General features: G+C 60.9%; 9 protein-coding genes and 1 pseudogene. 9 read left to right on the top strand and 1 reads right to left on the bottom strand.

Going from position 1 to position 15,099, the window contains the following annotated elements; genetic code table 11:
* The first annotated feature begins 12 nt into the window (after positions 1–12).
* The 5 genes and pseudogenes from BVH73_RS01700 to BVH73_RS16010 form a co-directional block, all read left to right on the top strand.
* Entirely contained in the window at positions 13–4,620 is a 4,608-nt protein-coding gene (locus tag BVH73_RS01700; RefSeq protein WP_079415556.1) for a beta-ketoacyl synthase N-terminal-like domain-containing protein, read from the top strand.
* 52 nt (positions 4,621–4,672) lie between these two features.
* Positions 4,673–5,275: an ATP-dependent Clp protease proteolytic subunit gene (locus BVH73_RS01695; protein ID WP_079415554.1), complete on the top strand. Its 603-nt coding sequence runs from the start codon at positions 4,673–4,675 to the stop codon at positions 5,273–5,275.
* 358 nt (positions 5,276–5,633) lie between these two features.
* Positions 5,634–6,881, top strand: a complete 1,248-nt coding sequence (locus tag BVH73_RS01690; protein WP_079415552.1) for a multidrug effflux MFS transporter — start codon at positions 5,634–5,636, stop codon at positions 6,879–6,881.
* A gap of 63 nt (positions 6,882–6,944) precedes the next feature.
* A complete protein-coding gene (locus tag BVH73_RS01685) occupies positions 6,945–7,838 on the top strand; it encodes a 4'-phosphopantetheinyl transferase family protein (protein ID WP_245800379.1) in 894 nt (297 codons plus the stop codon).
* Between the two features lie 261 nt (positions 7,839–8,099).
* A pseudogene (locus tag BVH73_RS16010) lies at positions 8,100–8,357 on the top strand (transposase); the annotation flags it as partial.
* Positions 8,358–8,627: 270 nt separating this feature from the next.
* Here BVH73_RS16010 and BVH73_RS01675 read toward each other — a convergent pair.
* Entirely contained in the window at positions 8,628–9,527 is a 900-nt protein-coding gene (locus BVH73_RS01675; protein WP_079420228.1) for a LysR family transcriptional regulator, read from the bottom strand.
* 174 nt (positions 9,528–9,701) lie between these two features.
* On the opposite strand from BVH73_RS01675, the gene BVH73_RS01670 reads away from it, so the two are divergent.
* From BVH73_RS01670 to BVH73_RS01655, 4 genes are all read left to right on the top strand, one after another.
* Positions 9,702–11,258 carry an MFS transporter gene (locus BVH73_RS01670; RefSeq protein WP_079415545.1) on the top strand — a complete coding sequence of 519 codons (1,557 nt, stop codon included), beginning with the start codon at positions 9,702–9,704 and terminating at the stop codon, positions 11,256–11,258.
* A 632-nt stretch (positions 11,259–11,890) separates the two neighbouring features.
* Positions 11,891–12,541 (top strand): VirB8/TrbF family protein, encoded by a 651-nt coding sequence (locus tag BVH73_RS01665; protein WP_079420227.1) that lies wholly within the window; start codon positions 11,891–11,893, stop codon positions 12,539–12,541.
* Between the two features lie 184 nt (positions 12,542–12,725).
* Positions 12,726–13,691 (top strand): TrbG/VirB9 family P-type conjugative transfer protein, encoded by a 966-nt coding sequence (locus BVH73_RS01660; RefSeq protein WP_079415543.1) that lies wholly within the window; start codon positions 12,726–12,728, stop codon positions 13,689–13,691.
* 9 nt (positions 13,692–13,700) lie between these two features.
* Positions 13,701–15,086: a TraB/TrbI/VirB10 family type IV secretion system protein gene (locus BVH73_RS01655; protein ID WP_079415540.1), complete on the top strand. Its 1,386-nt coding sequence runs from the start codon at positions 13,701–13,703 to the stop codon at positions 15,084–15,086.
* The last annotated feature ends 13 nt before the right edge of the window (positions 15,087–15,099 follow it).

The raw sequence follows: 15,099 nt of genomic DNA, 5'->3' as shown, positions 1-15,099 counted from the left end.
CGGGCCACCATCATGAAAGCGCTAATCATCGATCTTCTGTGGAGCCAACTCGCCGCCTTGGGTGCGTTCGACCGTCCACGCCAAGGCTACGCGTCGCTGCGGGATCATGCGGGCATTCAGTCTATGTTCGATCCTTGGCTGCGGGAAACGCTGCGGGTCCTTGCCAACGAGGGATATCTCGAACGTCGGGGTGACGAGATCGAGGTGCTGTCGCGGCCTAGACGCAGCGCAGCGGAACTGTGGGATCTATGGGAACAGGAGGGCGCGCAATGGCTGGCCAATCCGGATCTGCGCGCGCAACGAGTATTGCTCGACGTCTGCCTGCGCGCGCTGCCGGACGTGTTGACCGGTCGCAAACTGGCGACTGAGGTCGTGTTTCCGGATTCATCGGTGGCCTTAGTCGAAAACACCTATAAGTACAACCCGATGGCGGCGTTTTACAATCGCTGCCTTGCGCAGCGGGTCGAGTCGTTCGTGCGCTACAAGATCGCGCGGCGCTCCGCGCCCGGCATTCGCATCATCGAGATCGGCGCGGGAACCGGAGCGACCAGTGCCGTCGTCTTCGAGACGCTGAAGAATTATCGTGAACACATCGACGACTACCGTTATACCGACATCTCCAAGGCATTTCTCAACCATGCCGAGAAGACCTACGGGCCTGACAATCCGTTCCTGAGTTACGGCGTGCTGAACATCGAATTGCCGCCGGCGGCGCAAGGATTCGAGCAAGCCAGCTACGACATGGTGATCGCGGCGAACTGCCTGCACGCGACCCGCGACATCAGGACCACGCTGGGGCACGCCAAAAGCCTGCTGAAGCCGAACGGCATGCTGTTGCTCAACGAGCTTACCGTCAACAACCTGTTCAACCACTTGGCCTTCGGCTTGCTGACCGGATGGTGGGCTTACGACGACCACGACGTGCGGCTTACCGGGTGTCCGGGCCTGTCGCCCGCGAGTTGGCGTCACGTGCTGGAAGGTGAAGGTTTCCGGATGGTGACATTTCCTCGCCCGGAAGCCGCAGACATGGGGCAGCAGATCATTGTGGCGGAAAGCGACGGCATCGTGCGCGTCCAGCGCGAAATGGGCGACGCTGGAAACGCCGCCGCCCAAACCCCGGCGGCGCAGGCGCCAGCGGTGCGTTCGTCGGCGAGCGCGGGCGGCGCGGCGCTTCCTCCCGCTTGCTCGCCGAACAGTCGTGTCGTACAGACTTTGGTCCAACAGTTGGCCGGCGAGCTGCGCATCGACGCAAGCCGGATCGCGCGCGACGAAGCATTTTCCAGTTACGGCATGGACTCGATCATCGCGGTGAATCTCACCAGCACGATCGGTGAGGCGCTGGGCATTGATCTCGACATCACCGCATTGTTCGAGCACAACACCATTGACACCCTGTGCGCTCGCATCCTGTCGACTCATCCGGAATTGCGCGAAGAAGTCGCGGTGGAAAGGACGGCGCCCGATGCACTTCCCGTCGACTCAGGTGTGACGATGGCGGAAACGGCGTCCCGGGTAGCCGAAGCCCCGGTGCCGAAACACTCTGCCGAGGCGGCAGTCGACGTGGAAGATATCGCCGTCATCGGCGTCGACGGCACGTTCCCGGGCGCCGCGGATCTCGACGCGTTCTGGCAGGTGCTAAAAGAAGGGCGGCGCTGCATCACGCAACCGCCGCAGCAACGCAAGGAGTGGCGCCGCCACGTCGACGCAACGTCGTCGGACAGCTTCGATATGGCGACGGTATGGGCGGGATTTCTCGATCGGATCGATACATTCGATCCGCTTTTCTTCGGTCTGGCGCCCACGGAAGCCGAGCAAATGAGCCCGGAACAGCGGCTCCTGCTGATGTGCGTTTGGAACATGCTTGAGAACGCCGCGTATACGCCCAAGGCGCTTGCACAACAGCGAACTGGGGTGTTTATCGCCGCGGCGCCGAGCGAATACCACCAACTCAGGCACGAGATGGCGGGCGAAAGCCAGAGCGGGCTGATGAGTGCGCCGTCGTTGTCACTGTTGCCCAACCGCATCTCCTATCTCCTGAATTTGCGCGGGCCCAGCGAGGTTTGCGACACCACCTGTTCGTCCTCCTTGGTCGCCATCCACCGCGCGGTCCAGGCCATACGACTGGGCGAGTGCGACCAGGCAATCGTCGGTGCCGTCAATCTGGTATTGACGCCGGTCGCGTTCAAGAACATGGCGGCTGTAGGCATGCTGAGCCCGACTGGCGATGTCAGGCCATTTCAGGACGGTGCGGACGGAACGGCCAGGGGGGAAGGCGTCGGCGCGATTCTGATCAAGCCGTTGCACAAGGCGATCGAACACGGCGACATGGTCCACGCGGTAATCAAGGGCACTGGTGTCGCGCATGGCGGACGCGGCATTTCGATGACCGCGCCGAACATTCTCGGTATGAAGGACGCGATGCAGCAGGCGTACCTGCGAGTCGATCCGCGTACGATTGGCTACATCGAAGCGCATGGGATGAGCACGGCGTTGGCCGACAGCGCGGAAATCAGCGCCTTGAAATCGGGACTGGAAGAAGCATCGGCCCGTTGGGCGGGCGCAAACACGCCACGTGAACAGTTGTGTCACATCGGCAGCCTGAAGCCTTGTATCGGCCACACCGAAGTGTGTTCCGGCATGGCGGCGCTGATCAAGGTCGTGCTCGCGATGCGTCACGGCCTGATTCCGGGCATTCCCGGTTTTGGCCGGCCGGCCGATGCCGTTAAGCTGGACGGTACGCCGCTGCGCATGGCGACTGCGAATCAAAACTGGGAGCCTTTCGTCGACGTCACGGGCCGCTCATTGCCTCGCCGCGCTGCCGTCAACGGTTACGGGATCGGTGGAGTCAACGCACATGTAGTGCTTGAAGAACCACTCACGCCGGAGGCGACGAATTCGGGGCAACGTCATGCGCAACATGTCATCGTTCTCTCGGCCAAGAGCCTTGGTGCGCTGAATGCGCGCGCGAGAGCCCTGCGAGGCTATCTGAGTCAGGCATCCGGAACGGAACTCGCCGCCATCGCGTACACCCTGCAAACAGGACGGGAAGCGATGGAGTGGCGCCTGGCCTGTGTCGTCGGCAGCCTCGACGAATTGTCGGCTGCATTGGATGCCTATCTGTCCGGCGCGCGACATGCTCACCTTTACGTGAGCAAGGGGCACGCTACGGATTCTGAACTCATCCGACTGATCAGCGGGGAGACCGGCGACATGCTGGTCCGATCGTTGATCCGGGACGGGAAGTTGTCAGACGTCGCGCGTTACTGGACGATGGGTGCCGCGATCGACTGGAGCCTCTTTCAAGAAGGGCACAACGGCGGCGGGTTGAAGATCGCGCTCCCCGGTTATCCGTTCCAGCGTGGAGAGGATGTGGTGGAGCAAAGCGGAAGGTCAAACCTCGGACCGATTCCGAACGAACGAGCCGTCGAGCAGGTGCGAGGAATTGTCGCCTCGATCCTGGGGCTTGACCCAACCAATATCGATGTTGCCACGCCGCTTGATCGCTACGGGCTCAATTCGCTGCTGCTGTTCGGCGTGCTGCAGCGGTTGCGTGATCTGCAAGTCGATTTCGAAGTTGGCTGGCTGCGCGCCGACGGTACGATTCGGGACATTGCAGCCCATCTGCACCAATCGACGGACCAAGATGGCGACACCGCAACTTTTCCGGAATTGTTGAAGCTTAATACCGGCGCTCGGGGCAAGCCCGTATTCTGGATACACGGCGCGCTCGGGAGCGTGGAGACATTCAGCCCGATCGCCGACAAGAGCGAACGCCCGTTCTTTGGCATTCAGGCCAAGGGCTTCATGACCCGTCACGAACCCAATGTCGGTATCCGCGACATCGCCGCCTACTACCTGAAAATCGTGCGTTCGCGCCAAGCGCACGGGCCTTATGATCTGGGCGGCTTCTGCCTGGGCGGCATCATCGCATACGAAATAGCCCGTCAACTTCAGTTGGCCGGGGAGAAGGTCGACAGCCTGGTCATGATCGATTCGCCGGACAACACGGGATTTGCCAAGGCGAGCAAATCGAGCAACGTGACGAGCCGAAGCGCGGCCCTGCAGTTGGTCAACACGCTGCTCTGGCCCGCCGATAGGCGAGATCTGCAGGAGATTGCGCGCACGCTCATTCGCCACGATGAGCTGAATGCTTGCTTGGATGACGACAGCCTGATCGAACAGATGGTGGCTCTGGCGGTTGCGCGCGGATTGGCAATGAAGCAGGAAACAGTCGCCGCGTTCGTTCGGAAAAATATCAAGGTCCAAACCTCTTACAAGCTGCACGAGTTCGTCATCGAATCGCTCCCCGATCCGCGCGGCGTCGATGCCTACTACTTCCGTAATCGTGGCGGCCTCTTCTACGGAGAACTCCTCAGCCACTTCTCCATGCCTGGGGAAAAGCTGGCGATCGATCACGTCAACTACTGGCAGGATTGGCAGCGGGAACTGCCGAATCTAAGCCTGATCGACATTGATGCGCATAGTCACATGACCATCCTCTCGGAGGAGCGTTGCACCTCCGAGATAGTTGGAACCTGCGCACGTCTTTATCGGATAGAATCAGACCCCGGAGACTCAAGCCGCAGTCAGTGCGTCGAAGAGGCGGCAGAGGCACCTTAGCCCGTCCAGCCTTGATCGCCACATCGGCCATTCATCAGTTGAGGCTAAGCAAGTGGAAAAACCGGAAAGAGAAGAAGGCGCCAGGGACGTGTCGGAGGACAGCTCGAAACTTTTCGACATCCTGACACGTGCCCGTAAGGTATTCATTACCGGCACCATCGAACAGAAGATGGCACGCGACGTGGCGCAACAGCTGCATGCCTTGGCGCACATCAGCGACGACCCCATTCAGGTGTTCGTCAGTTCTCCGGGGGGACACGTCGAATCGGGGGATCTGATTTTCGACACGATACGTTTCATCAAGCCGAAGGTCATCATGATCGGATCGGGCTGGGTGGCCAGCGCGGGCGCATTGATCTACGTTGCGGCCGAGAAGGAAGATCGTTACGCGCTGCCCAATACCCGCTTCCTCTTGCACCAACCGTCGGGCGAAACGCGCGGTCCCGCCAGCGATGTCAACATCTACCTGGACGAGATCGTGAAGATGCGTGATCGAATCAACCGCATATTCGCTGAGGCCACCGGTAAGACGACGGAAAAAATTGCCGCGGATACGGCGCGGGATTTTTGGCTGAGTTCTGAGCAGGCTGTGACGTACGGCCTCGTGAACAAGATCATCGTTTCGGAAAACGAGATCCAGACGCGCTTCAAGTAACGTTATGTGCATCTTCCCTCTCGACGCGCGGGAGGGATTGGGCAACAGGGGCGCAAGTTCATCGTTCTGGAATTTTCGAGCTTGCGTTACCGGAAACTGTCCCTTACATGCTTGCCTCGAGAAATGAAATATCGCGCGACTCGCGCGGAATTGGGCGAGGCTCCTTTAGCAGGCTGTTGAAATACCGCCCTTTGACCCTTCGCTCAATGCGCATTGGCTATCACGGGGTCCGGCGGCAGACTCCATCCACAGGGGAGTCCACCTTTCGATTCACGCTGGGACACCAATTCGATAGCCGCGATGCATCTGAAAACGCCCCTCGAAGGGGTATTTCAACAGCCTGTTAGCAAGGTATTTCATGAGCGCAGCGTCCACACCGCGTCGCAAAGATTTAGCGACGTTCGAATTCACTGTTCTGATTGCATTGCTGATGTCGACGGTTGCGATGTCGATCGATGCCATGCTCCCAGCGTTGGGATTGATCACCAGTGATCTCAACCTCAGTAGGCCGAATGATGCACAATACGTTATCAGCACGTTGTTTCTCGGGCTGGCGTTAGGGCAACTGATATGTGGCCCGTATTCCGACGCATTAGGCCGCAAAAAGATCCTGTATTTTGGGACAATCGCTTTCGCAGCGGGAAGCATGCTGTGTTTTTTCGCTCACGATTTGCGCACCCTGCTCTTCGGACGCTTCGTGCAAGGGGGGGGCATTGCCGGGCCGTATGTCTCGTCGATCTCGATCGTGCGTGACAAATACAGCGGTCGCCAGATGGCGCGCATCATGTCCTTGGTTATGACCGTGCTGTTCCTGGTGCCGGCGGTCGCACCCAGCTTAGGTCAGTTGATCCTGTTTTTATCCGGTTGGCGCGGGATCTTCATCCTTTATGTTGCGTACGCCACCTTGATCGCGTTCTGGATTTATTTCCGCATCGACGAAACGCTGCCCAAGGAGAAGCGCATTCCAGTTAACGCCGTAGCCTTTCTCCATGGTTTTCGAGACGTTATATCCAGCAAGGCGACCATTGCCTATACGGTGTGCATAGGCTGCGTCTGGGGCGGATTTATCGGCTATCTCAACTCATCGCGACAAATCTTCCAGCTTCAGTTTCATGCCGCCAGTGCTTTCGCGCTGTACTTTGGTTTGCTCGCGCTCATTCTCGGTATGGGATCGACGCTCAATTCCCGTCTGGTGGAGCGGTTAGGCATGCATTACGTCTGTGTGCGCGCCAACTTGTGCATAGTGGCGGCATCTGCGTTGTTCCTGCTGCTCAATCACTACACACATGTGACGCTGTGCATGTTTATGATCTACGCATCGATATTGTTCTTCTGCTTCGGTCTTTTATTCGGCAACCTGAATTCCATGGCAATGGAGTCGATGGGTCATGTTGCGGGGACCGCATCAGCAATCATTGGTTCTGGTTCCTCGGTGTTCGCTATTTCGATCGGTACTTTGCTGGGGCAGATCTACAACAATACCCTGCTGCCTTTATCAACCGGCATGCTGATATTGGGGGCGTTGAGTACTCTGGTACTGCAACTTGCGCGCCGATACCACGGCGGCAGCATGGAGCAGGCAAAGCTTGCGCTCGACGAAGGCTGACACACACATGGCGTCTTGATTGGTACAAGCCAGGGACGATCCTACAGGCGATACCTCGGAGCCTTGCTTGGTTTGACCACCCAGGCTATTTTTCTGAGAGTCGAGGTGAGATTAATTACGTCTGAAATGTGCAATGGCAAATTCAAGTTTTGTCTTGATTGGCGCCAGTCTAAAAAGACAAAAATTAAAACCCGGGATACCTTGATTTCATCTATTCCCGCAGCCTTCTATGATGTGTGCGAGCTTAATGTGCCTCGCGCCTATGCTGCCGGTTTAGAACTGCTGTGCGTTACCTTCGATTTCCGTATGAACCTTGACGGCCCGGCTTTCGCTGTGCTGTCCGATGAGGAACGTGCGAGCGCTGCCCGCTTCTTGCGGCATGAAGACGCTATACGGTTTGCGACGACACGCGTTGTGTTGCGCCACGCACTCGCCAAGCGTAGCGATCTTGCTGCGGGCGGGTTGCAACTTCAGCGAGACGAGGTGGGTCGGCCACGTCTGGCATCGACGAAAGACCACATGCGCATACCACTGGACTTCAATGTCTCGCATTCGGGGCAGCATGCCTTGATCGCTCTTGCGACGGGACGCCGAGTTGGCGTGGATATTGAGGCTCGCCGCTCAGACCTGAATTGGGAAATGCTCTCGACCGCCGTACTCGCGCCACATGACGAAGCGCAAGTAGCCGCGTTGCCTGCGCACCTGCGCATCGAAGCCTTCTACGACGTCTGGACCGCTAAAGAAGCGCTGTTGAAGGCACTCGGCATCGGCATCGGAAGTGGGATGACGTGGTTTTCGGTGTTAGGAGGCAAGGATGGTGAGCCGCTCGTGCGTGTTAGCAGTGAACAAACGCGCGGCGGGTGTCTCCTGACGGCGTTTGATGCGGCTTGGTGTGTCGTCCCAGCTGGCTACGCTGCTTGTGTGGCTTGGTCACGTGACGACATTGTAAATCTGTAGTTCTTCGATCTACGATCGTAAGTTTTCAGGTCCCGTCCTGAGTTACGCCAACGTCAAATAGCCACGTCTGCCGCAGTGCCGGCTGCGCATTCCACGGTGATGTCCCGCCGAGTGGTGTAAGTCTTTGGCGCGGTGAGCTGCGAAGGGCGTAGCCCGGAGCAGCTCACCGCGCGCCGGTCGTCCCTGGAGTTGGGTTGGCCATCGTGAAGTCCGGATAAGGTTGAGGTGCGACCCATCAATCCTTGTCTGAAGGAAACCACGATGACCAACGCCACTATCACATTGACCGAGCTCGCTGAGAAGGGGGCCGACATCGACGTGCTGCGCCAGATGGTGCACATGGCCCAGCGGCTCATGGAGATCGACGTGGAGGGGCGCTGCGGCGCCGGCTACGACGAGAAGAGCGCCGCTCGGCTCAACAGTCGCAACGGCTACCGCGACCGCACCTGGGACACGCGTGCCGGCACGGTCGAGCTCAAGATCCCCAAGCTGCGCCAGGGCAGCTACTTCCCCGAGTTCCGGGCCCACCTTGGCGCTGCGGGCGTGCGCGGCGATGCGCTTGCGTTGCAGCAGCACCTCCAGCGTGGTGGCGGTGATGCGCAACTCCACGGCGGCCCCCACATGCGCGTGGGGCACCGAGTAGTAGTGGTGCCGGTCCCATCTCCATCAGCGAGCACAGGCGCCGCAGGTTGTACGTCGCGGCCTTCCAGTGCAGGTGCAGCCTGGCCCGCGCCAGTCCGATGCTGCGCAGGGCCTTGCCACCCATCTGCTCCAGGCTGGCGTAGATGTTCACTCGCGGTGTAGATGCTGCCCCAGAAAGTCTATGAATACGCGCAGCCTCGGAACCATGTGCCGATTCGTCGCCCAGAGAATCTGAAACATGCCTTGACGGGTGCTCGCACTCTCGAGCACAGGGCGCAACTTCCCCTCGGCCAACGGTTCACGCGCGACGAAGTCCGGAACGTAGGCAATACCAAGTCCTTGCAGCGCGGCCGACAGTACGGCCTCTGTGTTGTTAAAGACGAGCTGCTGCGATCGAACAGAAGCGCTCGGGCCTTGCAATGCCGACACGCCATTGAGCAGCCATTCCTGGAGCTTGCCGCTCGACGGATACTTGAATCGCAAACATACGTGGTTCGTGAGATCACGTGCATCGCCAAGCGCCCCATATTGAGCAAAGTAGGCGGGCGATGCGCACACGATGAACCGATAGGGGCAGAGAGGTTTCGCCGTAAGGGTGGAGTCGGACAAAGGACCACTGCGGATCACGGCGTCGAAGCCCTCGTTGATCACATCAACCAAGCGGTCGCTGAAATCGAATTCCAGGTCAATTTCGGGGTATGCATGGCGAAATTGTGGGATGACTGGTAAGAGAAGGCGGTAACCAATGGTGGGCAAACTGATCTTCAGCCTGCCGCGCGGTGTCCCATTTGCCTTCGAAAGCTCTGCCTCGGCGTCCTCGATCTCTTGCAGTGCACTGCGGCAACGCACGAAAAACGTCATGCCCTCGTCCGTCAGGCTGATCTGACGTGTGGTGCGATGGAAAAGCCTGACACCCAAATGCTTTTCGAGGCGGGCGATGCTCTTGCCGACAGCTGAAGCGGAAAGCCCGAGATCGCGGCCTGCGGCGACGAAGCTCAGCGTTTCGGCAGCCCGCACGAAAGCGGCCAGCCCACTCAAATTGTCCATAGCGCAAATCACGTAATGCGTCTTACCGATATTACGGAATTTTCATCCACATTGTTCGGATAGCAAAGCCATTTATCTCGGGACGCCTGCTGCCTAGCATTATCCCCAATGCGAAGTGTGGTACGCCCATTCGGGACCATGACCTTCACCACCATTTGACTAGAGGACTTCTGTATGAGCTTGGACGAATGTGGCACGTACAACCGAAAGCAAAAGCTGTTGGTTCTGGGGGGCATTTGCCTTTCCGGACTCTCGATGCCCGTCAGCTTCACTGGCCCGGCAGTTGCATTGCCTGCTATCGCGCAAGGTTTGGGCGGAACCCCCATCGAACTTAGCTGGGTGACGAATGCTTTCATGCTGGCGTTCGGTAGCAGTCTCATGATTGGTGGCTCTCTCGCCGATCGCTATGGACGCAAGCGGCTGTTCATGCTCGGAACGATGGGATTCGCAATCTTGTCACTGATCGCGATGCACGCCACCAGCATGCTCTGGCTGGACACTTTGCGAGCGCTGCAAGGAGTCGCTAGTGCCGCGGCGCTGTCGTCTGGCGCCGCGGCACTAGCCCAGGAATTCGAAGGCAACGCGCGCACCCGTGCGTTCAGTCTGCTGGGGACCACGTTTGGCGTGGGCCTAGCCTGCGGCCCGGTCGTCGCCGGATTCTTGATTGAGCATTTCGGCTGGCGTTCTGTCTTTCTGAGTGTGACGGCGATCACGCTGCTCGCCTTCGCGTTAGGCGGCTGGTGCATCCGCGAAACGCGCGACCCGGGTGCGACAGGATTCGATTGGCTGGGCGCCGCAACATTCACAGGTGCATTGACGTTTTTCACCGTTGCGGTCCTGCTCGTGCCGGAAAACGGATGGTTGAGCGCACCCGTGCTGGCCCTGCTCGCAACATCCGCTCTGATTATGGCAGCCTTCGTGATTGTCGAACGGCGATCCAAACGGCCGATGCTCGACTTGTCCCTGTTTCGCTACCCGCGTTTCATCGGCGTCCAGTTCCTGGCGGCAGCGCCTGCGTATGCCTACGTCGTCCTGCTGGTGCTTCTGCCTCAGCGCTTTATCGGGATTGAGGGGCTGGACGCGATGACAGCGGGGCAAATGATGTTCGCGCTGTCGGCACCTATGCTTGTCATTCCCTTCCTTGCCGGGATGCTGACTCGGTGGCTTTCGCCTGGTCTCATCTCCGGCCTCGGGCTTCTGCTGTGCGCCTGCGGCAATGTGTGGCTGGCCCAGTGTCCTCCTGGGCAACTGCCGGATCAGACCATCTTGGCCATGTTCCTCATTGGCGTCGGCGTGAGCCTGCCGTGGGGCTTGATGGACGGTCTTGCAGTCAGCGTGGTACCCAAGGAGCGGGCGGGCATGGCGACCGGCATCTTCAACACGACACGCGTTGCCGGCGAGGGCATTGCGCTTGCCATCGTGACGGCGCTGCTCGGCGGTATGGTCCAAGCGAACTTGGCAAGCAGCGAACCTGCCAGCGTGAGCAGTGTCACATTGAGCGCTGCGGCCAACCGCCTAGCTATGGGCGACATGTCCAGCGCGCTGCAGTTGCTGCCAAACGCGACGCATATCGGGCTCATGCACAGTTACGCAGACGCATTTCATCTCCTGCTCTACGTGCTGGCCGCCATCAGCTTGCTTTCTGCTGCGATGGTCTTCGGATTCCTGAGCCACTCCAAACCCACATATGTCGAACTCAGTGAACTCCGTGGCGAGAGTGCCGGGTTGTAGGGATAGCCGTCATTTGGTAACTGCGGACTGAACCGCCCCGGGTCTTGTGGAGGCTTCAACTCTTGAGCCGGTGATCTCGGCGACCGCTGCCTGTGGCATTGCGGTCGTCGTCAGTAGGTGAGCCCAGCGCCCGCTTCGGGTCGGCACCGGCATCACGCCAGCGCAGGAAGAAGCTGCTCCGGATGCTGCCGATACCAGCGACCGCTGTGCGCACCATGGCAGTCCTTGCCACAACCGGGGGCCAGTGCTCGCTCAGGCTGGAGTCTGTCTGAAAACGCGGAAGCAGGTCATTTTCGAAGATCACTCGACCGTTCCCGATGTACCGAACGCCGTCCTGGGGCGATCTGAGAAGTCAAGTGGCTGGTCGGCCGGCGGCGCCGTGCGTTTTCACACAGGCTCGCCGATGACAAGTCTCACGGTGGGGCGGATCGGCCGCGCCGCGACGTGTCGGCTGATCGCCCCCCCCCGGCACCAGTGGCGGCTTCGAATCGGAATCGATGGCAGGTTCGAAGTGGAAATGGCGGCGGGTTTGATCAGACTATGCAGTTGCGCGGCCGAGTCGCCGCTGCGGGCCCAATCCGCAGAGTCAGGGCAGGGCGCCCATGTTCGGCGCCTTCACCCTGGAGATCCGAATGGCGGATGCCAATCCCTACTTGAACGCCCGGCGTGAATGGGATGAGCGTTATGGCGACGCACTGTCTCGGGCTCATCACTGGCGCCTTGCCGCGTTCGCCAGTCTCGTCGTGGCCGCGCTGGCGGTGGCTGGCATCGCCTACGTTGGCGGACAGAGCAAGATCGAGCCCTTCGTCGTGGCTCTCGACAAGATGGGTGACCCGGTGGCCGTGGCGCGGCCCGCGGGCGGCAGCGCGGTCAGCCAGCGGATCATCGAAGCGCAGGTCGCGAACTGGATCTGGACGGCGCGGACCGTCGTGCCGGACGCCGTGGCGCAGAAGGCACTGATCGCCAAGGTCTATGCCGTGGCGGCCGTGGGCGCTGCGAGCTACCTCAACACCTATTACGCCGCGCATCCGCCGTTTGGCGATTTCACGATCAACGTCACGATCACCAGCGTGCTGCCGATCAGTCGGGACACATGGCAAGTGGGTTGGGACGAGATGCGTTACGTCGGCGGACAGCCCAAGCCAGTCGAGCACTGGCGGGCCAACATCACTACAGGGGTCGATCCCAAGCTCGCCGACAGCCCGCAGGTCATGCTCGATAACCCCTTGGGGCTGTTCATCAAGAACGTCACCTGGACGCCGATCGTGGGCGGAGCAGCGTGAGGCGGGGCAGCGATCGCAGGTGCACATGGCATCGATCCTCAGGCTGCGCGCCCTTGGTGATCACACTCAACTCATCTGCCGCGGCGATGCGCGGCGCCGGCCAGTTCTTCGAGGCCCTGATCGCCCCACGAGGCAGCTGCAGCCTGAGATCATCCATTCACCACTTTCCACGAGGAGCAGTGAAATGAGTTTGGCAAAGACCGTCATCGCCCTGGCCGTCTCGGCGGCAGCGGGCGCCGCTTACGCCGGTCCGTCGGCAGATCGAACCCCGCTGCCTGAAACGAGGGCCGAGCAGTTTGCCTCCCCGCAAACGAGTCGGCAGATCTACGACCGGAAGGCGGCGATTCCGCTGTCCTGGCGGGCGACGTCGGCCGCTGCGCAGACCTGGTTGCAGACCGGCAATGCGCCGAGCATGGTGGGCACGAATGGCGAGGTGATGTATGCCTACGGTCAAAGCCAGCCGACCATCACCTGTGCCCCGCTGCACATCTGCCTCATCAACCTGCTGCCCGGTGAGCACATCACCAACGTGAGCATCGGCGACAGCGTGCGCTGGCTGGTGCAGACCGCCGACGCGGGGCAGGCACCCGTCGTCGTGGTCAAGCCGACCGCGGACGGGTTGAGTACCAATCTGGCCGTGACCACGGACGCCGGCCGCGTCTACTACATGACCTTGGTCAGCGACAAGCACACCTATGTGCCGCAGATCGGGTTCTACGATCCGCAGCAGCTTGTCATCAACATGCAGAGCCAGGCCCTGCGGCAGCGTGCGGCAGAAGCGGCGAAGAAGGAAGGCGTGGTCGCACCGCTCGGGCAGGTCGATCCATCAACACTGGACTTCGACTACGCCTGCAAGCCGGGTGGCGGGCATGCCGGCCTGGAGCGCGACGACCTGACTCCGGTCCGGGTGTTCGCCAGCGGTGGTCACACCTATCTGCAAATGCCCGGCGGGATGAAATACGCGGATGCGCCGGCGGTGTTCAACGTCAGCAACGACGATACCGAGCTGATGAACAGTCGCCTGGTGCACGGCTATTTCATCATCGACGGGTTGCCGCAAAAATTCAAGCTCGTGGTCGGCGTCGGCAAGAGTTCGCGCAGCGTGGTCTGCCGTCATGGGCAGATGAGCGCCGATTTCTGGTCCCGCTGAGGGGACGCGATGAACCTGAACCAGGAGTCTGGTCCCGACAAGGTTGCCCCAGCGCAGGTCGATGACGCGTTGCTTGCGCAGGACGTTGACGGCGGCTCGGCCAAGGGCAGGAAGAGTTTGAGTCTCCGCGGGGCCCCCGCGGCCGGGGGAGCCCGCCTGAGCAGGAACTTCAAGAGAGTCGCCTTCATCGCGGGCGGGGCGGTGGCCGGGGGGATGGTGATCGGGATCATGACCGCGGCGAACAAGCCCGCGGGCCCAGCCGAGAACGAAGGCCAGACCCAGATGGTCGGGCAGACATCACCTGACATTTCGGCGATGCAGCGCGCTGCGGCCAGCCTGCTGGGCACCCCGGCACCGACGGCGAGCGCAGCCAGCCATGCGGCGCCCGCAGCACCCGGGCCTGGAGCGGCGTTGTCCAGCCCCGGCGCGGCGGTGGTGGCGAACGGCACTCCACGGCAACCGACGCCCGCCCAGAAATATCGCCAGTGGCTGCAAGAGCAACATTACAAGGGCCTGGAAGACGCCGTGCTGGCAGCGCAGAGTGCGCAGTTGTCCAAGACGGCGCCCGAGGGCACGTCGGCGCTTGGGGAGCCGAGGCAGCCCCAACCCGACAAGGCAGACAATCTCGACCAGCTTGCCCAGGCCGCCGCAGGGCAGGGCGGTGCCAGCGCCGCGTTGCAAAGGGCGCTTTCCGGGGCGCAGCAACCAATCCGCGCCCTGCAGTCGCCACAGCAGGCGAACGCCGCATTCCCCGACGCTGCCGCTTCCAATGCGGACAACGGCTACCTTGCCGCAGCAGTGCAGCCTCCGATCAGCCACCACGAGCTGTTCGCGGGCTCGGTGATCCCAGCCGTCATGCTGACCGGAGTCGACAGCGATCTGCCCGGAAGCATCACCGCCCAGGTGCGGCAGACCGTCTACGATAGCCTCAATCCCAGCGTGGTGCTGATCCCGCAGGGCACCCGGCTGGTGGGCGAGTACAGCAGCCAGGTGGCCTACGGGCAAAGCCGCGTGCTCGTGGCCTGGAACCGGTTGATCTTCCCCGATGGGGCCATGATCGATCTCGAGGGCATGGCAGGCACGGACGGCGAGGGGCAGGCCGGCTTCCACGACTTGGTGGACAACCACGACATGCGCATCTTCGGCAGTGCCATTCTGATGAGTCTGCTCGGCGTCGGCGCGCAGCTCAGCCAGCCGCAGAGCGCCAACGCGCTGACGACGCCGAGTGCCAGCCAGCAGGCCGCGGCAGCGATGGCCGAAGGACTCAACAATGTCGGCACGAATGTGCTCAACCGGAACCTGGACATTCAGCCCACGCTGAACATCCGGCCTGGCTACGCATTCAACGTGCTGGTCAACCGGACGATGATTTTGCCGCCGTATGAGAGGAGGTAGCGGCGCGGAGGTA

Source organism: Thiomonas intermedia (genome assembly GCF_002028405.1).
In the GTDB taxonomy this organism is placed as follows: domain Bacteria; phylum Pseudomonadota; class Gammaproteobacteria; order Burkholderiales; family Burkholderiaceae_C; genus Thiomonas; species Thiomonas intermedia.
The sequence above is the reverse complement of the archived record's forward strand: the minus strand, read 5'-3'. Positions and strand labels throughout refer to the sequence as shown.